Source organism: Phenylobacterium zucineum HLK1 (assembly GCF_000017265.1).
GTDB classification, from domain to species: domain Bacteria; phylum Pseudomonadota; class Alphaproteobacteria; order Caulobacterales; family Caulobacteraceae; genus Phenylobacterium; species Phenylobacterium zucineum.
The window spans coordinates 120,296-144,149 of record NC_011143.1 but is presented as its reverse complement, the minus strand read 5'-3'; the positions used below and the strand labels follow the sequence as shown (position 1 = coordinate 144,149).

The following is a 23,854-nucleotide window of genomic DNA, read 5'->3' as shown; positions in this document are numbered from 1 at the left end:
AGGGAGGCCTTTTCGTGGGCTGGGCTGTGATCAGACTGCACTCCAGCCGCGCGGCCGCATTCCAGGGAACCTCGGCTGCGCTATCGAGGCCTCGACGAGAGCGTTCAGGACGCCATCCATGACCCTCCCTTCCCCCGCGCCCGCGGTCCAACGCCGGCCCCTCCCGGCATCGCCCGAGAGGTGGGACGAGTGGCACAGTTCAGATATCGGCCGCGTCTTCCTGGTCCTGGACACCGGAACCAGCGGGCTCAGCGCCGCGGAGGCGAACGCGCGGCTGGCGCGGTTCGGCCCCAACGCCCTGCCCGCAGCGCCGCGTCGCGGGCCGCTGCGGCGGTTTCTCGCACAGTTCAACCATGTGCTGATCTTCCTGTTGCTCGGCGCCACCGCCCTCACCTTGGCCCTCGGCCACAGGCTCGACGCGGGGGTGATCCTCGGCGTCGTGCTGATCAACGCTGTGATCGGCCTCGTTCAGGAGGGCCGGGCCGAAAGGGCTCTCGAGGCCATCGGGGCCATGTTGTCGCCGATGGCCACTGCGCTGCGCGCCGGACAACGCGTTCGCCTGCCCGCGCATGATCTGGTCCCCGGAGACGTGGTGCTCCTGGAGGCGGGCGATCGCATTCCCGCCGATCTGCGTCTGTTCGAGTCACGCGCCCTGCAGATCGACGAGTCCGCGCTCACCGGAGAGTCGGTCCCGGTTGTGAAGGACGTGGCGGCCTCGCCCGCCCTGGCCGCGCTGGGAGACCGCTCCTGTATGGCCTACAGCGGCACGCTCGTGACCGTAGGAACCGGGCGCGGCGTAACCGTCGCCACCGGCGCATCGACCGAGCTCGGACGGATCAGCGGCCTGGTGAGCTCGGTGCGCACGGTCACCTCGCCGCTGATCCGGCGGATGGACGCCTTCTCGCGCCGCCTCGTCATCGCGGTGCTGGTGTTCGGCGCCGCAACCCTTGCGGCCGCCGTGCTCTGGCGCGGCTATGCCTTCGCGGACGCCTTCCTGGCGGCGGTCAGCCTTGTGGTCGCGGGCATTCCGGAGGGGCTGCCAGCCGTCATGACCATCACCCTGGCGGTCGGCGTTCAGGTCATGGCGCGGCGCAATGCGATCGTCCGGCGGCTCCCGGCGATCGAGACCCTCGGGTCCGTGTCGATCATCTGCACGGACAAGACCGGCACCCTCACCCTCAACCAGATGACGGTCGTTTCGCCCGTCCCCCTCAACGCTTCAGAAGCTGACCTCGCCCGCGCCGCGATCCTGGCGAGCGACGCTGAAGAGCGAGAGGACGGCCTGCTCGTGGGCGATCCCATGGAGACGGCGTTGCTGCGCTTTGCGCGAGACGCCGGCCTTGACCCGCGCGCCGAGCGGAAGGCCCATCCTCGACTGGACGCGATCCCGTTCGATGCGGCCCACCGGTTCCTGGCGAGCCTCAATCGCTCAGGCGACGCCGCCATGGCCTTCATCAAGGGCGCGCCCGAGAGCGTGCTGGCGATGTGTTCCACACAGGACGGCCTGTCTGGCGAAGAGCCTCTGCAGATCGCCCGCTGCCACGAGGTGGTCCACCACCTGGCGAGCCAGGGGCAACGAGTCATCGCCGTCGCGAGAAAGCTGATGGCGGAAAACGCCACGGATATCGACTTCCCGCACCTCCAAAGCGGCGCCGTGCTGGTCGGCCTCATCGGCCTGGAAGATCCGCCTAAGGAGGAGGCGGTGAACGCTGTCTCCGACTGCCGCGCGGCGGGCATCCGGGTGAAGATGATCACGGGCGACCACGCCGCGACGGCCAAGGCCATCGCCCACCGGCTCGGGCTCGAGAATCCAAACGAGGCGGTGACCGGAGCGGAGCTGGACGAACTCGACGCAGCGGCCTTCTCGGCCGTCGCACACCGCGTCGACGTGTTCGCCCGCGTGAGCCCCGACCATAAGCTCCGCCTGGTCGAGGCTCTGCAGTCGGGCGGGGCCATCGTCGCCATGACCGGCGACGGGGTCAACGACGCCCCGGCTCTGAAACGCGCCGATGTCGGGGTGGCGATGGGGCAGCGCGGCACGGACGCCGCAAAGGAGGCCGCGGCCATCGTCTTGGCGGACGACAACTTCGCCACCATCGCCCGCGCAGTGGCCGCGGGGCGCACCGTCTATGACAACCTGCGCAAGGTCATCCTGTTCGAGCTGCCGACCAACGGCGGCGAAGCGATCGTGGTCATCGCCACCATTCTCGCGGGCGTTACCATGCCGATCACGCCGCTTCAGGTCCTCTGGGTCAATATGGTGACCGCCGTCACGCTCTCGGTCGCCCTGGCTTTCGAGCCTGCCGAGCCCGGCGTCATGCGTCGACCTCCCCGGCCTGTCGCCGCACCGCTGCTCTCGCGCTTTTTGGTCTGGCGGATCAGCCTTGTCTCGCTGCTGTTCGGCGCAGCCGTCTTCGCCTTCTTCCTCTGGGCGCGCGCCCGCGGCGCAGGCCTCGAGGAGGCGCGAACCATCGCCGTCAACGTGCTGGTGGTCGGGGAGATCTTTTATCTGTTCAGCACGCGCTTTCTGCGCGGCTGGTCGCTGACCTGGCGGGGCGTGCTCGGAACGCCTGCCGTGATCGTCTGCGTCGGCGTCGTCGTCGTGCTGCAACTGCTGTTCACCTACGCGCCCCCATTCCAGGTGCTGTTCGAGTCACGCCCCGTGTCGCTGCCCGATGGGGCGGCGATCGTTGGTTCCGGCGTGGCGTTGTTGCTGATCATGGAGGCGGACAAGGCCACCTACCGCTGGCGGCGTCGGCGCAAGACGCTGATCGAGCCGTCGCCGACACAACCCTGACCGGAAGTCCGCTGAGCAAGCTGCCAGTCAGACGGGACTGGCGTTGTAAGCCCGCGAGAGGCGGTGCGTCCTTAGGGCGGACCTTGAGCCATTTTCGACGCGCGGGGCCTGCGTCCCGAGATCCCCGCTGGGCGGGGCGTCGACGGTCGCCGACGGACCTGTAAGCAACAGCGGCGCTCGGAGACGAGATCATGAGGGGCTGCAGCCGCAAGACGTCCACGCCCAGCGGCCTTGGCCCGGACCGCCTCCGAGACGGTCGCCTCTCGCGGTGTTCGCACTTGAACATGGATTCCTGAGCTGGAGTTTTCTCGAGATGAGCGGAGATTTTTTCCTTCCTGATCCTGCACATTCCAAGCCGGACAGGTCATCGGTCGTAGAGGACCAGTTCGAGCCCCGAAACCTTCACGACCCGCGGCGATTGAAGCCCGACGACGACACCAGCGTCGGGCAGGACCTGCCGCCCACGGCCAAGAATGTGCTTCGGCCGACGCAGGCAGAGGCCGAGCAAGCCGTGCGGGTGCTCCTGCGATGGGCCGGCGATGACCCGGACCGCGAGGGACTGATCGAAACGCCGGCGCGCGTGGCGCGCTCCTATCGGGAGATCTTGGGCGGTTACGACACCGACCCGCGAAGTTACCTGGAGCGTGTATTCGAAGAAATTGGCGGGTACGACGAACTTGTCGTGTTGCGGGACATTCCCATCGCCAGTTTTTGCGAGCACCACATGCTGCCCTTCACCGGTAAGGCGCACATCGGTTACCTGCCGTCCCATCGAGTGGTCGGAATCTCGAAACTCGCACGCGTGGTTCATGGCTTCGCGCGGCGGCTTCAGATTCAGGAGAAGCTTACGGCGCAGATCGCCGAAACGATCCAGGAAGTCCTCCAGCCCAAAGGGGTGGGCGTCGTTATCATTTCCGAGCACAGTTGCATGACAATGCGCGGGGTGAACACGCCCGGCTCCCGGCTGATCACAAGCCACCTCTTGGGAGCGGTGCGGGATGATCCAAGGACACGGGAAGAGTTCCTTGCACTGATCCATAGCGGCTCGTGATAGCCGTGCGACCCTTTCGCGACGTCCGCCGTGTAGCCCTTAGATCACGTGAACGCCTAGCGCCTCCTTCGCAACTCGACCATGGCGTTCGGGTTCACCAATGCGGCGGGCGGACGCCCTCTTTCGAGGATCAGTGCCAATGTCAGACGAACGATCCGAACGTGCAAAGTTCGCGCTGTCGCGATGGGAAGATGAAGGCGGCGCCGGCACGGCCCCCCCGCCGGCCACCCGGGAGGCCGACGAGACGCAACCGGATGTCGCCGCCCAGACCGATTCCGAAATCCGGCAGCTGCGGGTGCGGATGATCGCTCTGGAGAACGTAGTGATCGCCATGATCGCAACAAGCTCTGAGGCGCAGCTCGACCTCATTCGCGAAATGGCTGCATTCATATCTCCGAGATGCGGGTTCACGCCTCACCCCATGACGATTCGCGCGGCCGTCCACATGAATGACCTTGTCGATCGCGCAGAACACTTTCGCTGAGCGCGCGCGGGGGTGTGGGCGCCGCGGGCGCTCCAGCCCTCTCGCGGCTCGCGCGGTTTGGCCATAGCGGTCGCCATATCTGCCAGCGGAGCCGGCGACGGGTGGGGCAAGCCGCCCTTCGCAAGTAAGGTGTGAGGATGGCCCAAGCGATCAAGGGGTCGGCGTCGTGGTCGACGGAAGCGTGCAGCCGGTGAGCGTCTTCAACCCCGGCGATACCTGCTGGCGAACAGCTCAAACGAACCGCGCTGCATTTCTCGTCGCTTCGGACGCCTATTTCACGGCCGTTCTCGAAGCCCTGCCGAAGGCTCGGCACTCGATCCTGCTCCTCGGGTGGACCTTCGACCCCCGCACAAGGTTGGCGCCTGACGGGCAGGTCGGCCCGGCAGAACCCGACCAAGTGGGTCAAGTGCTGCTCAGATTGTCGGCGGCGCGACCCGACCTGGACATCCGTCTTCTGATCTGGAAATCGGCCCTGCCGATCGCCGCCACGCAGCAGTTCTTCCCCCACGCGGCTCGAAAATGGTTTGCCGGGACGGGGATAAGGTTCTGCCTGGATGACCAAGTCCCGTTCGGCGCCTGCCATCATCAGAAAGTGCTGGTGATCGACGATCTGACCTGCCCCCCGCCGGTCCCTCGATCATTATGAGAGCCCAGGGGGTTGGTAGCTGATCTCCAGCGCCGGCGGTAGCGGCCGGGCGGTGGAGCTGATCAAGTTGCGCAGCCGGCCGGCCGCGGGGTTCAGACGCACGGCTTCCGGGGTCAGTCCGCCGTGCGCCGAGTGCGGCCTGACGTGGTTGTAGTCGAGCCGCCAGCGCTCGATGACAGCCCGGGCCTCGGCGAGGTTGGCGAAGACCTCCTCGTTCAGGCACTCGTCGCGCAGCTTGCCGTTGAAGCTCTCGACGAAGCCGTTCTGCTGCGGCTTGCCGGGCGCGATGTAATGCCAGTCGACGCCGGTGCGGTTGGTCCATTCCAGCATGGCCCGGCTGGTCATCTCGGTCCCGTTGTCGCTAACGATGGTCGCCGGCCGGCCGCGCCGGGCGATCAGGGCGTCCAGCTCGCGGGCCATGCGATGGCCGCCGATCGAGGTGTCGACCACCAGCGCCAGCGCCTCGCGGGTGAAGTCGTCGACGATGCACAGGATCCGGAAGCGCCGGCCCCAGCTCAGCGTGTCGGCCACGAAGTCCAGGCTCCAGCGCTGGTTCGGCCCGTCCGGCAGCGCCATGGGCGCCCGCGTGCCGGTGGCGCGCTTGCGGCCGCGCCGCCTTCGCACCGCCAAGCCCTCCTCGCGGTACAGCCGGAAGAGCTTCTTCTTGTTCATGCTGACGCCTTCACGCTCGAGCAGGATGCCGAGCCGCCGGTAGCCGAAGCGGCGTCGCTCCGCCGCCAGGCCCCGCAGCCGGGCGCGTACCTCCGCATCGCCTGGCTGGGCCACGCGGCGCACTGTCTTCGGATCGACCTGGACCAGCCCGCAGGCGCGCCTCTGCGAGAAGCCGCGCTCCGCCATCAGGCGAAGCACGGCCTCCCGGCGCGCTGCAGGCCCGATCAGTTTTTTCCCAGCAGGTCCTTCAGCGCCGACACGTCGAGCATGGACTCCGCCAAGAGCTTCTTCAGTCGCCGATTCTCGTCCTCCAGCGTCTTCAGCTTCTGGGCATCCGACACGTTCATGCCGCTGTACTTCGCCTTCCACCGGTAGAAGGTCTGCTCGCTGATCCCATGCCGCCGGCAAACCTCCGCCGTCGGGCTCCCGGCCTCCTGCTCCCGCAGCACGCCGATGATCTGCGCCTCGTTGAACCTGCTCTTCTTCACGTCCGTCTCCTCAGGGTGACGGACTCTCACTCAAACCGAGGGATCAGGAAGGGGGCAGGTCAGGGCGGCTTCTTATTGCTGCAGCGCGGCCAAAAGGTATCGGATCCCTGCCTCCGCGCCAGTGAGCTGCTGCTGGTCATGTGTGTTGACGAGGCTGCCGCGAGCGCAGAGGCGGACGCGACCTGGCGATTGGATCCCTCTGTCCAGGCGCTTGCCGGGGAGGCGCGGCGGGCGCTCCTTGGGGAACCGCGGCCTCCCCTGCCCTACTTCGAGCACTTGGCCCGAGCCATGGTGGTCGCCGCCAAGGCCGCGGCCGAACGGAAGCCGCGTCGCAGAGGCGCCTTTCTATCCAAACCGAGGCGCGAGCGCGTCCTTCAGGCGATCGAGGCGCGGCTCGGCGAGCCGCTGTCTGTCGATCAGCTCGCCGCCGTCGCCGGCATGAGCCGAGCGCGGTTTGCCGCTGCGTTCAGCGCCACAATGGGGCAGTCGCCCATGGCCTATGTCCGGGCGCGGCGTCTCGAGAGGGTGCGCAGGGAGCTGGAGGGCGGCGAAGGCGACCTGGCGCGTCTCGCCGTGCGTTGCGGCTTTTCTAGCCACGCTCACATGACCACCGCCTTCTGCGGCGCGTTCGGTCTTCCTCCAAGCGCTTACCGCGCGCGGTTCTCGGAGCTGCAGGCAGGAGGCGACGACAGCCCCGGCGGCGGAGTTTGCATGGGAGGAATGGTTTCGGAGGCGCGCGTGGGCCGCGCGCGATCCGATCGGGGACTGCGAGCGTGAAGTCCAAAGCAGGCTCGGTCAGGATCAGCCACGCCCTCTAATGACCCGTGCATGCTGTTGCGCCTGACGGACGCTCCCCGATCGGCGGTTCAGCTGACCGCGGTGACGTAGACGTCGGAGAGCAACTCGCGCGCCGGGGGCTCCGGCGCGGTTTGGGCGAATTCGACCGCCCGCTCGACCTCGGCCTTCACGCGCGCGTCGATCTGCGCAAGGGAATGGGCCTGTGCGGGGTCGAGGTCCAAGATTCGCTGCCGGGCCCGCTCGATGGGGTCCTTAGCGCGCCGGACCTCGTCGACCTCCTCTCGCGACCGGTACTTGGCGGGGTCGCTCATCGAGTGGCCGCGATATCGGTAGGTCTTCATTTCCAGCAGATACGGGCCTTTCCCGGCGCGAGCGTGGGCGGCCGCACGGCTCGTGGCCTCCCGCACGGCCTCCACGTCCATGCCGTCCACCTCTTCTCCCGGGATGCCGAACGACAAGCCGCGGCGATAGAACCGCGTTTCGGAGGCGGAGCGTTCGGCCGCGGTGCCCATGGCGTACCGGTTGTTTTCGATGATGTAGACGGCCGGCAGCTTCCAGAGCGCGGCCATGTTGAAGCTCTCGTAGACCTGACCCTGGTTGGCGGCACCTTCACCGAACACGACGAAGGCAACTTTGTCTTGGTTGCGGTAGCGGTTGGCGAAGGCGAGCCCGGAGCCGAGGCTGACCTGCGCGCCCACGATGCCATGCCCGCCATAGAAGCCCTTTTCAGGCGCGAAGATGTGCATCGACCCGCCCTTGCCGCGGGAAGCGCCCCCGATGCGGCCGGTGAGCTCGGCCATCATCGCGGCCGGATCCATGCCGCAGGCCAAGGCGTAGCCGTGGTCGCGATAGCTGGTGATGACCTGATCGCCTTCGGCGCGGACGCCGACGACGCCGACTGCGACGGCCTCCTGGCCGATGTAGAGGTGGCAGAAGCCGCCGATCAGGCCCATCCCGTAGAGCTGGCCGGCCCGTTCCTCGAAGCGCCGGATCAGGCTCATCTGCTCGACGTCGTGGAGCAGGGTACGAAGGCCATCTTCGGCGAGCGAGCGCCCGCTCCCGGAGGCGCTGAGCATCGAAGACCGCTGGTGGCGGCGCGGCGCGGACCTACTTGCGGCGCCAGACACCGTCCACGTCCTTGAAGTAGTCGCCGGCCTTTAGCTTCGTGTCGCGCAGGACCTTAAAGGCGGCGACGCCAGCGACTTCGGGCGTCACCCCGTTGCGTTTGGCGGTGTCTTCGTAGACCCGTCGTCTTCCGGCGTTGATCTCCGCGACAGCCGCCTCGAGCGCCGGGTCCGAGGTTGGCGTCACAAAGCCCAGGAAGCCGTCGGACTGTTCACCCACCTTCCCCTCGGCCTTGGCGGCGTCAACCAGCGCCTTGGCCGACGCCGTCTGCGCCTTGGCAAGAGCCGGCGCGAAGGCCGCCGCCACCACGAGCAACGCCGCGACGCTTCTTCTGCTGGGACGAACTGAGTCTGGCATCCCTCAGCCTCCCTAGTGCGAGAACAATAGGGGGATGGGAGAGTCGTCCAGCATCTCCCGACTGACCCCGCCCAGGATGAACTCCCGGAAACGCGAGTGACCGTAGAGGCCCATGACGATCAGGTCGGCGTGAACCACGTGAGCGGCGTGCTGCAGAATGACCTCGCTGGCGGGACGTCCGCCTTCCGGTAGGCGCTGGACACTGACCGAGCGGCAACCGTGCCGCCGAAGAAAGGCTTCTAGCGATTGTTCCCCGTCGCGAGCGGCGGCAGGATGATCGACGATCACGCCCGCCACCTGGTCGGCGCGCGTCAGCAACGGTAGAGCGTCCCGCAATGCGCGGGCAGACTCTCGGCTGCCGTTCCAAGCCACCAGGATGTTGCGACCGACGCTGGTCGCCGAGCTGGTGTCCGGCACGGCGATCACCGGCCCGCCGGCGGCGAGCGCCACCGTGTCGGCCGGCGCAAAAACTCCTTCTCGGGTGTTCTCCGGCGGTCCGGGCATGATCAGGAGGTCCGCGGTCCGAGCGGCTTCGATGAGCTCGTTCGGGGAGGCCCCGTCGATCTCGCGCCAGCCGACCGCTTTTCCCCTGGCGGCGCCCTCGAGGGTGACCTTCGCGGCCCTCGCGTTCGCCAGGACGGTGCGGCTGTGGGCGTCGGTGAGATCCTGAAGTACGGCCGCCGGCGGCGTGCCCTCGATCCCCGCGCCGAGGTACATGGAGGGTGCGGCCGGCGAGAGGAAGACGCCAGAGATCTCGGCCTCGAACCGAGCCGCCAGGTCGGCGGCGATCTGGACGCGGCGCTTTGCGCCCTGATCCACGCCCGCCTGAACCAGAATCTGCTTCACGCTCATAGATCTCGTGCTCCCGATTTGCGTCGGTCTCGCCTGCGCCGGCTTCGACGCCAAAGGAGGAGCGCTGGGCGCGACCCATCTTGACCTTGGTCAAGAAAGGGCGGCCTCGCCGCCGTTCAATCCCCTACCCACCCGTGAAACTCGATGACCGTCGGCATCCTGCAGCCAGCCGTTGGGCTGGTCTGCGAACTCGGCGGGGGGTGAAGGCAACTTGATCCCGATCAAGCTCGGCCTCGCTGAAGAGCGGAGGTTCGGCGCAGTTCGCGAACCTGCGAGCTCCAGTGCGGGGCTCGCCCTTCAGGGAGAAAGACATGCGTTCACGCCGCCTCTGGACCGCGCTCGCCGTCATCGCCGCAGTCGTCATCGTCGCGCTGCTGGTCTGGCGGCCCTGGCGCCACGACACACCAGCCTCCGCCTCCGTCCCCGCAGCGGGCAGCGCGCCAGGGGCCAGCCAGACCCCCAGGCCCGGGGGCCCTTATGAACGCCACCGCGCCGAGGCGGAGACAGCCGCCCAAGGCACACTGGATGCGGAAGCCATCGCCGTTCTGGCCGAGACCGACCGGGCCATTGCAAGAATCGCCGCCGGCGACCGGGCCGGCGCGCTCTCGGCCCTGGAGGCCGCGGCGGGCAAGGCCAAGATCCTCGTGGGGCGCAACCCGGCCAACGCCCTGATCCCGGCTGCGGCCGAGGTCCATGTGATCGACTCTGCGCCTGATGACGAGGGTCGGATCGGCCGCATGCGGCGCAGCTTGCAACTGGCGGTGATCGCTGACGATCTCGCCAAGGCGCGCCTGATCCTCGACTCGCTGCGAAGCGAAATCCGCGTCAGGACCTACCACATCCCGCTCGGGACCTACCCCGACGCGCTCGCCCAGACGGCGGCCCTGCTCGATCAGCAGAAGAACGCCGAAGCGGCCGAGGTGCTTAACCGCGCCCGGTCCACCTTAGTCATGGTCGATGAGGTCACGCCGCTTCCCCTCGTGGTCGCTCAAGGCGCGGTGGAGGCTGCGCGATCCGACAAGGATCCGCAGCGCAAGGCGCAGCACCTCACCGCCGCCCGTGAGGCGCTCGAGCGCACCGAAGACCTGGGCTACGGCGACAAGGAGACCCGTAAGGCGCTGCTCGCCGAAATCCGCAGCCTCGAAGGCGGCGTCCAGCAGGGCTCGAACTTCGAAGCGGCGCTCGAGCGGATGCAGGCACGCATCTCCGAAGCCCTGAACAGGCTGAGTGGCGAGCGCAAAGAGGCCGGCTCCTAAGGCCGCGGCGCGAGCCGCTTGCCTAGCGTCGGGGTTTCTTGATCCCGGTCAATTTGGGCCCGCGTCATGGGTTCAGCCTTGCCCGAGTTGAACAGTGGAGAGGCTGATCATGGCGCGGGCCATCGGCATCGATCTCGGCACGACGAACTCGTGCGTCGCCGTCATGGACGGCAAGGATCCCAAGGTCATCGAGAACACCGAGGGCGCGCGCACCACGCCTTCGATGGTGGCGTTCCGCGACGAGGAGGTCCTCGTCGGGGCGGCGGCGAAACGCCAGGCGGTGACCAATCCGGAGAACACGCTCTTCGCCATCAAGCGGCTGATCGGGCGACGCTACGACGATCCCATCGTCCAGAAGGATAAGGCCATGGTGGCCTATACGATCGTCCCGGGCCCGAACGGCGACGCCTGGGTCGAGGTGGGCGGCAAGCGCTACAGCCCGAGCGAGGTCTCCGCCCACATCCTGCGCAAGATGAAGGAGACCGCGGAGAAGCACCTGGGCGCGCCGGTGACCGAGGCGGTGATCACCGTCCCCGCCTATTTCAATGACTCCCAACGCCAGGCCACCAAGGACGCGGGCCGGATCGCCGGCCTCGAAGTTCTGCGCATCATCAATGAGCCGACCGCGGCCGCCCTCGCCTACGGCCTCGACAAGGGCAAGGCCGGACGGATCGCCGTGTACGATCTAGGCGGCGGCACGTTCGACATCTCGATCCTCGAGCTGGGCGAGGGCGTCTTCGAGGTGAAGGCCACGAACGGCGACACCTTCCTGGGCGGCGAAGATTTCGACAAGCGCGTCATCGAGCACTTGGCGGACGAGTTCAAGAGAGACCAGGGGATCGACCTTCGCAGCGACAAGCTCGCCCTCCAGCGGCTGAAGGAAGCCGCCGAGAAGGCCAAGATCGAGCTGAGTTCGGCGGTGCAGACCGACGTGAACCTGCCCTTCATCACCGCCGATCAGGCCGGGCCGAAACACCTGAACATCAAGCTCACACGCTCCAAGCTGGAGTCCCTGGTCGACGACCTAATCCAGAAGACCCTGGAGCCCTGCCGGGCCGCGCTTAAGGACGCCGGCGTCGACGCCAATCAGATTGACGAAGTCATCCTGGTGGGCGGCATGACCCGCATGCCCAAGGTCGTGGAGGCGGTGAAGCAGCTGTTCGGCAAGGAACCGCACAAGGGCGTCAATCCCGACGAGGTCGTGGCGCTCGGCGCTGCGATCCAGGCCGGCGTCCTCAAGGGCGACGTCAAGGACGTCCTCCTGCTCGACGTCACACCCCTTTCTCTTGGCATCGAAACCCTGGGCGGGGTGATGACCAAGCTCATCGAGCGCAACACCACCATTCCCACCCGCCGAAGCCAGGTGTTCTCGACCGCCGAGGACAATCAGCCGGCGGTGACCATCCGCGTCTTCCAGGGGGAGCGGGAAATGGCAGCCGACAACCGTCTGCTCGGGCAGTTCAACCTGGAGAACATCGCGCCCGCACCCCGCGGCGTCCCGCAGATCGAGGTCACTTTCGACATCGACGCCAACGGCATCGTCAACGTGTCCGCCAAGGACAAGGCGACCGGCAAGGAACAGAAGATCACCATCCAGTCGTCCGGCGGCCTTTCGGAGGCGGATATTCAACGCGCGGTCCGCGACGCCGAAGACCATGCCGAAGAGGACCGGCGTCGGCGCATGACGGCGGAAGCGCGCAACCAGGCCGACGCCCTGGTTTTCGCCGCCGAGAAGGCCGTCGCCGAGGCGCCGAGCGGCCCCGAGCGCCAGGCGGTCGAGGAGGCGATCGCCGCTGCGCGAACAGCGGCGCAGGGCGAGGACGCCGATGCGATCCTCTCGCGAAGCGAGGCGCTGCGCGCGGCCACGGAGAAGCTCACCCAGGCGCACCCCTCGTCGGGCGCTGGGCTTTCGGGGTCCGATGACGACGTCGTCGATGCGGAGTTCGAGGAGGCGGACGGCACTCGGTCCTAGGGATCAAGGACCTACGCCCGCGTATCGCGTGGATGAACAGCACGATGGACAGCGAACCACCTACTCTCGACGACGGCGACGTGCCCGCCGCCGGCGCGCCAGCACCCGATGAGCCGGAGGCGGTCTCAAGCCTTCGCGAGCGTCTCCTGCGGGCGCTCGCCGACGCCGAGAACGCTCGGCGACGCGCGGAGAGGGCCCGCAACGAAGGCTGGAAGGCTGGCGTGGCCGAGCTGACGGGTCGATTGATCCCGGGGCTCGACGGCCTCGACCTGGCAGTCCGGGTCGAGCCTCCGGACAACGAAGGCGGCCAGGCGTTCGCCAGAGCCGTTCGCGACGGTGTTCGGGCGGCGCGCCGCGAACTGCTCGACGCCCTGGAGAAGATCGGCGTGGAGCGGCTCGATCCGCTCGGTCAGCCGTTCGACGCGGCGGCGCACGAGGCGGTGGCGACGCGGGCTGACGCCACCGCGCCGCCGGGCCATGTCCTTGAGGTGCTGCAGGCGGGCTATCGGTTGCCGGAGCGCCTGATCCGACCCGCCCGGGTCGTCGTTTCTGCGGCGCCTCGCGATGCGCCAGGACCGTCGTGATCTGCGGTTCCCGACGAACTGGCGCGTCGCGGCGAGCGCCCTAATTGAGGGGCAAGAAGCGGCAGGAGAGAGTCTCATGAACCTCGAGAAATTCACCGACCGCGCCAAGGGCATGCTGCAGGCGGCCCAGAGCGTGGCTGTCCGCCACAACCATCAGCGCATCGCGCCGGAGCATATCCTCAAGGCCCTGCTCGAGGACCCGGAGGGCATGGCCGCTGGCCTGATCCGCTCGGCAGGCGGAACTCCCGAACTGGCGGGACGCGAGATCGACACGGCTTTGGGGAAGCTTCCGGCCGTGACGGGCGCCGGCGCCTCGCAACCCCCAGGACTCGACAACGACGCCATCCGGCTCCTCGACCAGGCAGAGCAGGTGGCGCAGAAGGCGGGCGACAGCTTCGTCACGGTCGAGCGACTGCTGCTGGCGATGGCGATCGCGACGAGTTCGACGGCTGGGCGGGTCCTTTCGGCGGCCGGCGTGAAGCCCGAGGCGCTGTCGAAGGCCATCGACGCCCTGCGTGGCGGCCGCGTGGCCGACACGGCGACCGCGGAGGATCGCTATGAAGCGCTGAAGAAGTACGCCCGCGACCTCACCGAGGCGGCGCGCGCTGGTAAGCTGGACCCGGTGATCGGACGCGACGAGGAGATCCGCCGCACGGTGCAGATCCTGGCGCGCCGGACCAAGAACAACCCGGTGCTGATCGGCGATCCGGGCGTGGGCAAGACCGCGATCGTAGAAGGCCTGGCGATCCGCATCGCCAACGGCGATGTCCCGGACACCCTTCGCGACCGCAAGCTGATGGCGCTGGACATGGGCGCCCTGATCGCCGGCGCGAAGTATCGCGGCGAGTTCGAGGAGCGGCTGAAGGGGGTGCTGGACGAGGTGAAGGGCGCCGAAGGCGGCATCATCCTCTTCATCGACGAGATGCACACCCTGATCGGCGCCGGGAAATCCGAGGGCGCCATGGACGCCGGCAACCTCCTGAAGCCGGCCCTCGCGAGGGGTGAGCTGCACTGCATCGGCGCCACCACCCTCGACGAGTACCGCAAGCACGTCGAGAAGGATGCGGCCCTGCAGCGCCGCTTCCAGCCGGTCTATGTGGACGAGCCCACGGTCGAGGACACCATCTCGATCCTGCGGGGGCTGAAGGAGAAGTACGAGCTGCACCACGGGGTTCGCATCACCGATGCGGCGATCGTGGCGGCGGCGACCCTCAGCCACCGCTACATCTCCGACCGCTTCCTGCCGGACAAGGCCATCGACCTGATGGACGAAGCGGCCTCGCGCCTGCGGATGGAGGTGGAGTCCAAGCCCGAAGAGATCGAGGCGCTCGACCGCCGGATCATCCAGCTGAAGATCGAGCGCGAGGCGCTGAAGAAGGAGACGGACGCGGCGTCGAAGGACCGGCTGGCCAAGCTCGAAAAGGAGCTGGCGGACCTCGAGCAGGAGTCCGCGTCGCTCACCCAGCGCTGGCAGGCGGAGAAGGAGAAGATCCAGGCCGAGGCCAAGCTCAAGGAGCAGCTGGACCAGGCGCGCCTCGAACTGGAGCAGGCGCAGCGGCGCAGCGACCTCACCCGCGCCGGCGAGCTCAGCTACGGCGTCATCCCGCAGTTGGAGCGGCAACTCGCCGAGGCCCAGGCCGCCAGCCAGGGCGCCATGTTGCGTGAAGAGGTGACCGCCCAGGACATCGCCGGCGTGGTGTCGCGCTGGACCGGCATCCCTGTGGACAAGATGTTGGAGGGCGAGCGCGAGAAGCTCATCCACATGGAGGAGGCGCTCGGCAAGCGGGTCATCGGTCAGTCGCATGCGATCTCGGCGGTCAGCAAGGCGGTGCGCCGCGCCCGCGCCGGCCTGAAGGATCCGCACCGCCCGCTCGGCTCGTTCCTGTTCCTGGGACCGACGGGCGTCGGCAAGACCGAGCTCACCAAGGCGCTGGCGGGCTTCCTGTTCGACGACGACACCGCGATGGTCCGCATCGACATGTCGGAGTTCATGGAGAAGCACGCCGTCGCCCGGCTGATCGGAGCGCCGCCCGGCTATGTCGGGTACGAGGAAGGCGGCGTGCTGACCGAGGCGGTTCGTCGGCGTCCCTACCAGGTCGTGCTCTTCGACGAGGTGGAGAAGGCGCACAACGACGTCTTCAACGTCCTCCTGCAGGTTCTCGATGACGGCCGGCTCACCGACGGTCAGGGCCACACGGTGGATTTCTCCAACACCCTGATCATTCTCACCTCGAACCTCGGCAGCCATTTCCTGTCCAACCTGGCGGAAGGACAGGACGTCGAGAGCGTCGAGCCGCAGGTGATGGAGGTGGTGCGGAGCCATTTCCGCCCGGAGTTCCTCAACCGCCTGGACGAGATCATCCTGTTCCATCGTCTCGGGGCCGAGCACATGGGTCCGATCGTGGACATCCAGGTCGAGCGCCTGCAGCACCTCCTGGCCGATCGCAAGATCACGCTCGAGCTCACCGACGGAGCGCGCGGCTTCCTGGGTCGGGTCGGCTACGATCCGGTCTATGGCGCCCGGCCGCTCAAGCGCGCCGTGCAGCGCTATCTGCAAGATCCGCTCGCCGACATGATCCTGCAGGGCGAGGTGCGGGATGGTGCGACCGTACGCGTCACCGAGGGCGATGGCGCTCTGCAGCTCGTCGCATTGCAGCCTGAGCCGGCGCAGCAAGCGGCTTAGGGGCCATCGCGCGCGCCTCGCTATTCGTCCGCCTTCAAACGGACGCCTGGGCCGGCGCCGTCTTCCGCGGCGATAAAGACGACGCCGGCCGCAGCGAGGGCGGATCGCACGGCCTCCACATTGGCGGCGGCGCTGCGGCCCGGACCCGGTCGGCCCTCCATCCGCACGATGGTCGGCAGCGACAGCCCCGAGGCCCTGGCCAGGTCTGGCTGGCTCCAGCCGATGAGGGCCCGCGCCGCGCGAATCTGCGCCGCCGTCAACATGTCGTGATCAGAATGTAATCGTCTATGTGCATTTTAATTTGACAGCGGCGTCGCCAGGCCATGATCATAAACTGATCTCTTGTGATGAGCAGGTTCAATCATGGGCTCACGTCCTCAGGCGGGCGGCGGCGCATCTGCGCACGCGGTCTCGCGCCGGTCGCTTCTCGCCGGGGCGTCCGCCGTCGCATTGCCCGTCCCCGCAGCCACGGCGGTCCTGGACCCGCCGGCGGCCGGATCGCCTGGGCCGGGGCCAGGCCAGCTCTTCCGCAGCTGGCTGGCGATCGACAGCCGCATCGAGCGGCTGCAAACGCGTTGGGCGAAGCTCGAGAGCTGGCTCATTCAAAACCACAACTGGTGTGAGCTGTCGGCCCCGGAGCAACGCGCGCTGCCGTGGGCGCGAGAGCTGCGCGACATCGAGGGCTGCCTGGACCTCCTCTTCGAACAGCGGGAGGCGCTGCTCGACAGACTACCCGCAGACGGCGCGCGTGAGCTGCCTGAACTCGCGGACCGACTGGCGGTCGTCGAGCGGCTCGTCCCCCCCGACGAAAACCGCGAGGCGCACGCGATCGTCTGTGGTGTGAGGCGGGACCTGCAGGCCTTGATCGCCGCTGGCGGGCCCCGAGGTTATGAGTGCGCTTCGGCGCAGCCGTCCTGAGCCGCGGCCGATGCCTCTAGGAGCTCCGTGAGCCGCCGTGCGGCGCCTAGCAGGCCCGGGTCCGGGTGGGTCACCGCGAAGGTGGGCACGGATCGGACGAAGCCGCTTAACCGCCCTTTGTCCTCGAACGCTTCACGGAAGGCGGGCCTCTCCAGCCAGTCGAGGATCTTCGGCGCGATTCCGCCGGAAATGTAGACGCCGGCCCGAGTCCCGAAGGTGAGGGCAAGGTCGCCGGCGACGCGGCCGTAGATCGTCACGAACCGCGAAAGCGCCTGCTGCGCTTCGTTCTCGCCCTGCCTTGCAGCCGCGACGACCTCGGCAGGCTGAGTGATCGCCCCCTGGTCCCGGACGGCCTCATAGATCGCGACGAGCCCGCGGCCCGACAGCACGCGCTCGATCGAGACGCGGCCGAAACGCCTCTTCAGTCGCTCCCACAGCCGCAGCTCGAATTCGTCCGCGGGCGCGAAGCCGGCGTGGCCGGCTTCTGAAGCGATCGGCGTCTCGCCAGCCGGTCCAGGCGCGAGCCCCGCCGCCCCAAAGCCGGTGCCGGCGCCGATGACCGCGATCACGCCGGGTTGCGCCTTGCTCGGCCTCCCAAGTGGCCGCAGGTGCTCCGGCGCAAGGCGCGGCGCCGCCAGGGCTTGAGCCACGAAGTCGTTAATGAGTTCGACCGCGCGGAAGGAGAACGCCGCGCGAAGCGCGGCGGCGTCCGCCGTCCAAGGCAGGTTGGAGAAGCGCGCGCGACCGTCGGTCACCTGGCCTGCGATCGCCAGCACCGCTGCGGGCGGGGCTGCGCCGGGCGCGACGTCGCGGAGGTACCTGGCCAAGCCTTCATCGACCGAGTGGAACGCGGCCGCCGGATAGGTCTTCGACGCCTGAAGACGACCGCGCCGATCGACCAGCGCGAAGCGGGTGTTCGTGCCGCCGAGATCGGCCACCAGGCCTGACCACAACTCGCTCTGGGGTCGAGCCGCCGTCACCTACTCCGGCTGGAAGCTCACCAGCCTCCCTTGGGCCTTGCACCAGGCGGCCAGACCGCCGGCGATCTGGATCGCCTCGGCCTTGTCGCCCACACGCCCGAGCCCGCCGCGATTGTGCTTGATCAGCCACGACCGGCCCTCAGGAGCCACTTCGAACAGCGTCACGCCTCCGGCCTCTTGCAGATGCCCAACGGACTCCGTCGGCGCCTCGCCGCCGTCATACGCCTGCCTGGTCGCGACTTGATAAGCTGACATCGCATTTACTCCTTCACGCCGACCCTGCCCGGCGCTGCGGTGCTCGACTTGACGTCGATCAAGTGCAGGGGAGCGGATCCCATCGTTCTAGCGCGCGGATCACCCGCCCCCTGCAGAGCGCAGGATCGCTTGCTTGACCGTGTCCGGCTGTGCCTCGACGGCCCGGGCCAGGCGCCGGAGCTCCTGCCTCAGCCCGTAGACCTGGTCCATCAGCGACAGCACGAGGGGCACGGCGTCCGGTCCGATCTTCATGTCTCGCTGGAGGTGCAGGATGAGACGCGCGCGGGCGACGTCGATCTCGCTGAAGCTTGCGCCCCGCTCGCTCTGGGCCGGAAGGACCCAGCCAGACTGCACCCACTGCCGGAGCCGACGCCGGCTCAGACCCTGGACCAGGCCCACCACATCCGTTTCGCACAACATCAGGCCGCTCCCTTCATCGGACGGCGCGGGTCGTAGCGATGCTGTTCACGCCACCGACGCATGAAGTTCTCGAGTTCCGGATCGACGCGTTCCGGCAGCACGATGCTGAGATGGACCAGCTCGTCCCCCTTGGTGCGCCCCTGCACGCCTTTGCCGCGCAGGCGGAGCGTGCGGCCGCTGCTGGCGCCGGCCGGCACCGTCATGGTCACCGTCCCAGTCGGCGTCGGCACCTCCACCTTGCCGCCGAGCACCGCCTCGTCGATCGTGATGGGGAGGTCGACGTGAATGTCCTGGCCTTCGCGCCGGAACACAGGATGATCGGCGATCTCCAGCTCGATAAGCGCGTCCCCGGCCTCGCCGCCGTTCAGTCCCGGTGAGCCCTTGCCGCGAACACGCAGCATCTGGCCGTCTTCCACCCCCGCGGGGATCTCGATGTCCAGAGAAGACCCGTCGGGGAGGGTCAGCGTCCGGCGCGCGCCGCGCACGGCATCCAGGAAATCCACCCGCAGGTGATAGCGGACGTCGCCGCCCCGCATCCGGACATTGCGGAACCGATCGCCGCCGCGGCCTCCGGTAAAAAACTGCGAGAAGATGCTGTCGGCGTCGGCGAAGTCTTCGAACCCGGCGCGGCTGGCGTAGGGGTGGTCGGCGCCGGCGTCGGCGTACTCGCGATAGAACCGCTGCTGCGGCCGCTCCATTCCCTGGGCGTCGATCTCGCCGCGGTCGAACCGGCGGCGCTTCTCCTCATCGCCCAGCAGGTCGTACGCCTGAGAGACCTGCTTGAACTTCTCTTCGGCCGACCGGTCACCCGGATTGAGGTCCGGGTGATGCTTCTTGGCCAGCTTGCGGTAGGCCTTCTGAATGTCGTCCTGGGAAGCCTGTCGGTTCAGGCCCAGGACCTTGTAAGGATCCTCAACCAAGTCCCATCCCCTGAAGCCAAATCAAACGGGCGCGGAGTCCAGACATAGAGCGGGACGGCGTTCGCGCCAGAGTGCGACCGTTGGCCCGGACCGAATGGTGAGAAGCCGTGGGCCGCTTCGCCCCAATTGCTTGGAACGGATGCTCGGCTCCCTCGGCGGTCGGCGTTGGAACCCGGCGCAATTCCGCCGCTGCGTGCCGGTGTGAGGAACGACCGGACCTCTCCGGGCGTTGCAATATAGTGCACGGGTCGGGCGGTCGTCCTCTTCCCGGATACCGCGGAGGGAGGCGTTCCAATAATGGGCTCGACGGCCGCAGCGCCGACGCCTTCCGGCGATTGGGCCGGAGCCGGTTTGGCGTTTGTTGAGGCTTGGCCCGAACCGCGCACGTTCGCCCCGGACCCGCTGAAGGACGAGCCGCGGGACCTGGTCCGCTGGCGCGTTCGGCGTCGGCGGGGCCAGACCATCTATCAGGAGGGCGAGCCGGCCACGACCTTCTATCGGGTGGAAGCCGGCTGCGTTCGCCTGCTGCTCTACGCCAGCGACGGTCGCCGGCAGATCGTTGGCTTCTGCTTCCCCGGCGATCTCTTCGGGTTCGCCCTAGACGCCCGCGACTGCACGGCTGAAGCGAGCACGGACCTCGAGCTCACCGCCTACTCGGCCGCCGCCTTTGTGAGATCCACGAGGGGGAACGCCGGCGCGCTGATGCAGGTCACCCAGCGCTGCCTTGGCCATTACCGGGCGTTCGCCCAGCACGTGCTCTGCATTCGCAGTCTGCCGGCGGCCGAGCGTATCGCGGCCTGCATGGAAGCCTTCTCGGCGCGGTTGGCGGCGGACGAGGCACCCTGTCCCCTCCCCCTCAGCCAGATCGAACTCAGCGACTTTCTCGGCCTGACGCCGGAGACGACCAGCCGGGAGGTGCGCAAGCTCTGCGCCGCTGGGCGGCTGGCAAGGTCTGGTCGCAAGCTGCTTCTGCTGCCGCCGCGTCGGCCCCGCCCGCCGGCGCAGTCTGCAAATCGGCCTGCCGAAGCCGGGACGCGCCCTATATTTTGAGGCGCAGACAGCGATTTGAGACCAGACCATGCCGGAGATCGAAAGACCTGAAATCGAAGTCCTGAAGACTTTTGAGGCGCCCATCGGTGCGATCCCCGAACGGCCGGCCGACCCGCCGCAAGAGCTGCCTCTCGAAGAGCTCATCGTGCTGGCGGAGGAGGCGTACCGCGCCCTCGACGCATGACGGCGCACGACTCGCCAACTTGCGACGACGCGCCGGCTTTGCGCAGCGCCGGGGCGCCGCCGCTCTTCATCCCCTTCCAGCACCCGCGGCTCGTCGCGCAGCCGCCGTCGGGGTCGGAGTGGTTGCACGAACTCAAGCTCGACGGCGACCGCTTCCAGGCGCGCGTGGCCGCCGAGCGCGTCACCTGGCGCAGCCGAAGCGGGGCCGACCGCTCGGCGCTGCTGCCGGATCTCGTCCACCTGCCCCATCTGCCCGACTGCATCCTGGACGGCGAGCTCTGCGCGCTGGCGCCCGACGGCCGTCCGGATTTCTCGCTGCTCCGAAGCCGTCTCGGCGCGCGCCAACGCGGCGCGGCGCAAGAGCCGATCGTCTTCTTCGCCTTCGACATCCTCCACCTTGGACCTGCCTCCCTGCTCGAACAGCCGCTGTCCCTGCGTCGGCAACGGTTGGGCGAGCTGCTCGCCAAGCTGCCTGCAAGCGCGGCGGTGCGGGCCGCGCCTCTGGCCGATGCGCAGGATCCTCTGGCCTGGGCCAAGTCCCGCAATCTGGAGGGAGTTGTGTCTAAGCGTCTCGACGCGCCCTATCGCCCGGGTGAGCGCAATGACAGCTGGCGCAAGGCCAAGTGGCGACCCTCGCAGGAAGTGGTGATCGGCGGGTGGGCCACAACGGGCGGCGAGAAGTTCCGCTCGTTGCTGGCGGGCGTCTATGACGAGGGACGTCTTCGGTATGTCGGGCGGGTGCATACCGGCTATCCGCAAGAGGTGCTGCGCGATCTCGTTCCGCGCCTTCGGTCGCTCGAGACCGATCACTGCCCCTTTGACACGGGCGATGCTCCAAAGGCCGGGATCGACATCCATTGGGTCCGGCCGGAACTGGTGGCCAACATCGACTTCGCCGAATGGACCGGAGCCGGGCGCATCCGGCAGGCCAGCTTCAAGGGCCTGCGCAATGACAAGCGGCCGCGCGAGGTCATGGCCGAGCGACCGACCCCAGACTGAGCTGCGCCTAGAGGGCCAATACAGCTTCGACGCCGAGATAGCCGACACCGGCCATGACCGAGGGCCAGAGGAGGCAAGTTACAAGGTCGGCCAGCAGGAACTGGGAGCGCCGCATCGCGCTCCAGCCGGCGGCGAACGGCGCCACCGCCGCAGCGGGGCCAAGGAAGCGGCCAACGATGATGGCGACCGGGCCATAGCGCGCGAACAGCGCCTCGCTGACTTGGCCGACCTGCTCGCCGAGGCGGCTGGGCAGCCGCAGGTTTCGCCGCCGGGCTGCGGCGCCGAGTTCGTAGGACGTCCAATTGCCGAGGAAGGCCCCCGCGGCCGCCCAGGCGAGCAAGCTCGGCGGCGCGTGCCCAGCCGCCATCACGCCGCCCAAGGCGACGAGCACGGGGGTCGCCGGGACAATCGCCCCGACCACCACGAGCGACTCCAGCAGCGCCGCCGCGGCGAGTGCGGGCCCCGCCCAGGCCACCCCCGTCTGCAGCCACTCTTCGATGCGGATGAGCGCGTCCTGCATAGCGATCTCCGCCGCAGAGCTAGGGCGTCCGGACGCGCAATCCAGACCCTTGACCCGTCCGCCGCCTGAACCATTTCGCACTTGCGAAAGGAGGTGACCTTGGCTTTCGATGCGACGCCCCGGACGGCCGGCGAGACGGCGGCCGTTCCCTATTCGCCCAGCGCCGACGCCCTTTTGCGCCAGGCGATGGCCCGCGCCACCGCGGGTCTCGATCCGGCCCCGAACCTCACGGCGGCGGCAAGCTGGGCGAACCAGCTCGTCCGTCATCCTGAAAGGCTGGCGGCGCTTGCTGCAGACTTCGGTCGCGGGCTGGCGGCTCTTGCGGCCTCGGGCCCTGCACGTGCGGACTGGTCGATCAAGCCGAACCGGGACGACAAGCGCTTCGCGGCTCAGGAATGGGAGCTGCCGCCTTACGCCCATCTGGCTCAGGCGCAGCTTTTTGCGGAGAAGCTGTGGCGCACCGCCTGCGGGCCGTTGCCGGGCCTCGCCGAGCCGGATCGCCGCCGTCTGGAGCTGCTGGGGCGGCTCAGCCTCGGCGCGCTCTCCCCGAGCAACTGGCCGGCCACCAACCCGGAGGTCCTGGCCGCGGCGGCCAAGTCCGGTGGCCGGAGCCTGCTCGAAGGCGCGGCCCTGTGGGCGCGCGACCTCGCGCGCGCAGCCGCCGGCAGGCCTCTGTCTGGCGAAGATGCGCTGACGGTGGGCGAGGACCTCGCCGCCACCCGCGGGAAAGTCGTCTACCGCAATCGCCTCATGGAGCTCATCCAGTACGATCCGACGACGCCAAAGGTCCGGCCCGAGCCGGTGCTGCTCGTGCCGGCCTGGATCATGAAGTTCTACATCCTGGACCTCACGCCCGAGACGTCGCTGGTCCGGCATCTGGTGGAGGCTGGATTTTCGGTGTTCGCCATTTCGTGGCGCAACCCTGGGCCTGAGCACCGAGACCTCTCGCTCGACGACTATCGGCGGGAGGGGGTGGCGACCGCCCTGGACCTCGTCCGCTCGATCTGCGGCGCACGCGCGCACGCGGTGGGCTACTGCCTAGGCGGCACCCTGCTGGCGCTCGAGGCCGCCCGGCAAGGCCGGGATGGCGAAAATGGCCTTGCATCCATAAGCCTGCTCGCGGCGCAGACGGATTTCGAAGACGCCGGCGACTACCGCAAGCTCCTGACGGCGGCCGACGTGGACGCGCTGGAAGCGCTGCTCTCGGCCCAGGGCGTCCTGGAAGGCTGGCAGATGGCCGCCTCCTTTTACGCCCTGCGACCCAACGACATGCTCTGGCCTCGGCTGGTCACGCGCTACCTCAAGGGCGAGGCGCCCGCGGTCGATCCGCTCGGCGCGTGGTTGGCGGACACCACGCGTATGCCGGCGCGCATGCACGTCGAGTACCTGCGCGGCTGCTACCTCGAGAACCGCCTCGCCCGGGGCGGCATCGATGCGGACGGCGCGCCGGCGAGCTTGAAGGACATCCGGGCGCCGCTGTTCGTGCTGGGAGCGGAGCTCGACCACATCGCCCCGTGGCGATCCGTGCAGCGGATCGAACTCTACGCGCCCGGCGAACGGACCTTCCTGCTGACCGGCGGCGGGCACAACACCAGCGTCGTCAGTCCGCCCGGCAAGCCCAAGGCCTGGTATCGCAAGACCACGGCCGCGGCCGGCGCGCCCTATGTCCCGCCAGAGGCGGTTGAGGCCGCGCCGCGCCAGGACGGCTCTTGGTGGCCGGCCTGGACGGACTGGCTTGCGGATCGCTCCGGGCCGGCCGAGCGGGCGGCGCCGGCCGCGCGAGCCTTCGGAGAGCTGAGCGTCGTTGAGCCCGCCCCCGGCCGTTACGTGAGGGAGCGGTGACC

General features: G+C 68.4%; 24 protein-coding genes. 14 read left to right on the top strand and 10 right to left on the bottom strand.

Translation table 11 applies throughout. From position 1 onward, the window contains the following. Positions 1-118: 118 nt before the first annotated feature. The 4 genes from PHZ_RS20280 to PHZ_RS22285 all read left to right on the top strand — a co-directional run bounded on the left by PHZ_RS20280 (position 119) and on the right by PHZ_RS22285 (position 4,978). Positions 119-2,797, top strand: a complete 2,679-nt coding sequence (locus PHZ_RS20280) for an HAD-IC family P-type ATPase (protein WP_012520373.1) — start codon at positions 119-121, stop codon at positions 2,795-2,797. A 475-nt stretch (positions 2,798-3,272) separates the two neighbouring features. After that, entirely contained in the window at positions 3,273-3,848 is a 576-nt protein-coding gene (gene folE, locus PHZ_RS20275; RefSeq protein WP_041374578.1) for a GTP cyclohydrolase I FolE, read from the top strand. 139 nt (positions 3,849-3,987) lie between these two features. Beyond that, positions 3,988-4,332 (top strand): hypothetical protein, encoded by a 345-nt coding sequence (locus PHZ_RS20270; RefSeq protein WP_012520371.1) that lies wholly within the window; start codon positions 3,988-3,990, stop codon positions 4,330-4,332. 166 nt (positions 4,333-4,498) lie between these two features. Continuing rightward, positions 4,499-4,978, top strand: coding sequence for a phospholipase D-like domain-containing protein (locus tag PHZ_RS22285; protein ID WP_187149140.1), 480 nt, complete (start codon positions 4,499-4,501; stop codon positions 4,976-4,978). Here the strand turns inward: PHZ_RS22285 and PHZ_RS20265 are convergent. After that, positions 4,973-6,138 (bottom strand): IS3 family transposase gene (locus tag PHZ_RS20265; protein WP_407946656.1). Its coding sequence is split into 2 segments (ribosomal slippage): positions 4,973-5,880 and positions 5,880-6,138, totalling 1,167 coding nucleotides; the frame shifts between segments, so codons are not numbered across the junction. The genes PHZ_RS22285 and PHZ_RS20265 overlap by 6 nt on opposite strands. A 288-nt stretch (positions 6,139-6,426) precedes the next feature. Between PHZ_RS20265 and PHZ_RS23305 the strand changes: the two genes are divergently transcribed. After that, positions 6,427-6,915 carry a helix-turn-helix domain-containing protein gene (locus tag PHZ_RS23305; RefSeq protein WP_187149139.1) on the top strand — a complete coding sequence of 163 codons (489 nt, stop codon included), beginning with the start codon at positions 6,427-6,429 and terminating at the stop codon, positions 6,913-6,915. Positions 6,916-7,004: 89 nt separating this feature from the next. Here PHZ_RS23305 and pdhA read toward each other — a convergent pair whose 3' ends face one another. From pdhA to PHZ_RS20240, 3 genes are read right to left on the bottom strand one after another with little or no spacing between them, the layout of a single operon-like run. After that, entirely contained in the window at positions 7,005-8,012 is a 1,008-nt protein-coding gene (gene pdhA / locus PHZ_RS20250; protein ID WP_041374492.1) for a pyruvate dehydrogenase (acetyl-transferring) E1 component subunit alpha, read from the bottom strand. A gap of 31 nt (positions 8,013-8,043) precedes the next feature. Then, positions 8,044-8,418: a YdbL family protein gene (locus PHZ_RS20245; RefSeq protein WP_012520368.1), complete on the bottom strand. Its 375-nt coding sequence runs from the start codon at positions 8,416-8,418 to the stop codon at positions 8,044-8,046. Positions 8,419-8,430: 12 nt separating this feature from the next. Continuing rightward, positions 8,431-9,270 (bottom strand): universal stress protein, encoded by an 840-nt coding sequence (locus PHZ_RS20240; protein WP_012520367.1) that lies wholly within the window; start codon positions 9,268-9,270, stop codon positions 8,431-8,433. A 311-nt stretch (positions 9,271-9,581) separates the two neighbouring features. On the opposite strand from PHZ_RS20240, the gene PHZ_RS20235 reads away from it, so the two are divergent. The 4 genes from PHZ_RS20235 to clpB all read left to right on the top strand — a co-directional run bounded on the left by PHZ_RS20235 (position 9,582) and on the right by clpB (position 15,765). After that, the gene (locus PHZ_RS20235; RefSeq protein WP_049758495.1) at positions 9,582-10,526 is read left to right on the top strand and encodes a YfdX family protein; all 945 of its coding nucleotides are present in this window, start codon (positions 9,582-9,584) and stop codon (positions 10,524-10,526) included. A gap of 109 nt (positions 10,527-10,635) precedes the next feature. Further along, positions 10,636-12,498 (top strand): molecular chaperone DnaK, encoded by a 1,863-nt coding sequence (gene dnaK, locus PHZ_RS20230; protein ID WP_041374491.1) that lies wholly within the window; start codon positions 10,636-10,638, stop codon positions 12,496-12,498. Between the two features lie 32 nt (positions 12,499-12,530). Then, complete coding sequence (locus tag PHZ_RS20225; RefSeq protein ID WP_012520364.1) at positions 12,531-13,082, top strand: nucleotide exchange factor GrpE; 552 nt, start codon at positions 12,531-12,533, stop codon at positions 13,080-13,082. Positions 13,083-13,158: 76 nt separating this feature from the next. Continuing rightward, on the top strand, positions 13,159-15,765 hold the full coding sequence (gene clpB, locus PHZ_RS20220; RefSeq protein ID WP_012520363.1) for an ATP-dependent chaperone ClpB: 2,607 nt from the start codon (positions 13,159-13,161) through the stop codon (positions 15,763-15,765). A gap of 20 nt (positions 15,766-15,785) precedes the next feature. Here the strand turns inward: clpB and PHZ_RS20215 are convergent, their stop codons facing one another. Continuing rightward, entirely contained in the window at positions 15,786-16,028 is a 243-nt protein-coding gene (locus PHZ_RS20215) for a helix-turn-helix domain-containing protein (protein WP_012520362.1), read from the bottom strand. Between the two features lie 100 nt (positions 16,029-16,128). Between PHZ_RS20215 and PHZ_RS20210 the strand changes: the two genes are divergently transcribed. Continuing rightward, complete coding sequence (locus tag PHZ_RS20210; RefSeq protein WP_012520361.1) at positions 16,129-16,683, top strand: hypothetical protein; 555 nt, start codon at positions 16,129-16,131, stop codon at positions 16,681-16,683. Here PHZ_RS20210 and glk read toward each other — a convergent pair. The 4 genes from glk to PHZ_RS20190 form a co-directional block, all read right to left on the bottom strand. Further along, the gene (glk, locus tag PHZ_RS20205; RefSeq protein ID WP_187149138.1) at positions 16,653-17,621 is read right to left on the bottom strand and encodes a glucokinase; all 969 of its coding nucleotides are present in this window, start codon (positions 17,619-17,621) and stop codon (positions 16,653-16,655) included. The genes PHZ_RS20210 and glk overlap by 31 nt on opposite strands. Before the next feature lie 42 nt (positions 17,622-17,663). After that, on the bottom strand, positions 17,664-17,828 hold the full coding sequence (locus tag PHZ_RS23300) for a hypothetical protein (RefSeq protein WP_187149137.1): 165 nt from the start codon (positions 17,826-17,828) through the stop codon (positions 17,664-17,666). Between the two features lie 189 nt (positions 17,829-18,017). Then, positions 18,018-18,338 (bottom strand): chaperone modulator CbpM, encoded by a 321-nt coding sequence (locus PHZ_RS20195; RefSeq protein WP_012520359.1) that lies wholly within the window; start codon positions 18,336-18,338, stop codon positions 18,018-18,020. After that, positions 18,338-19,258 (bottom strand): DnaJ C-terminal domain-containing protein, encoded by a 921-nt coding sequence (locus PHZ_RS20190; RefSeq protein WP_012520358.1) that lies wholly within the window; start codon positions 19,256-19,258, stop codon positions 18,338-18,340. Before PHZ_RS20190 ends, PHZ_RS20195 begins: the two co-directional genes overlap by 1 nt. Positions 19,259-19,555: 297 nt before the next feature. On the opposite strand from PHZ_RS20190, the gene PHZ_RS20185 reads away from it, so the two are divergent. Genes PHZ_RS20185 through ligD form a run of 3 tightly spaced genes read left to right on the top strand, consistent with a single transcriptional unit; the run spans position 19,556 to position 21,490 of the window. Next, the gene (locus PHZ_RS20185; RefSeq protein ID WP_012520357.1) at positions 19,556-20,308 is read left to right on the top strand and encodes a Crp/Fnr family transcriptional regulator; all 753 of its coding nucleotides are present in this window, start codon (positions 19,556-19,558) and stop codon (positions 20,306-20,308) included. 28 nt (positions 20,309-20,336) lie between these two features. Further along, positions 20,337-20,492 (top strand): hypothetical protein, encoded by a 156-nt coding sequence (locus PHZ_RS23295; RefSeq protein ID WP_187149136.1) that lies wholly within the window; start codon positions 20,337-20,339, stop codon positions 20,490-20,492. Continuing rightward, on the top strand, positions 20,489-21,490 hold the full coding sequence (gene ligD / locus PHZ_RS20180) for a non-homologous end-joining DNA ligase (RefSeq protein WP_012520356.1): 1,002 nt from the start codon (positions 20,489-20,491) through the stop codon (positions 21,488-21,490). Before PHZ_RS23295 ends, ligD begins: the two co-directional genes overlap by 4 nt. Before the next feature lie 7 nt (positions 21,491-21,497). On the opposite strand, the gene PHZ_RS23290 is transcribed toward ligD, so the two are convergent. After that, positions 21,498-22,010, bottom strand: a complete 513-nt coding sequence (locus PHZ_RS23290) for a DedA family protein (RefSeq protein WP_012520355.1) — start codon at positions 22,008-22,010, stop codon at positions 21,498-21,500. Positions 22,011-22,109: 99 nt separating this feature from the next. Between PHZ_RS23290 and PHZ_RS20170 the strand changes: the two genes are divergently transcribed. Continuing rightward, the gene (locus tag PHZ_RS20170) at positions 22,110-23,852 is read left to right on the top strand and encodes a PHA/PHB synthase family protein (protein ID WP_012520354.1); all 1,743 of its coding nucleotides are present in this window, start codon (positions 22,110-22,112) and stop codon (positions 23,850-23,852) included. The last annotated feature ends 2 nt before the right edge of the window (positions 23,853-23,854 follow it).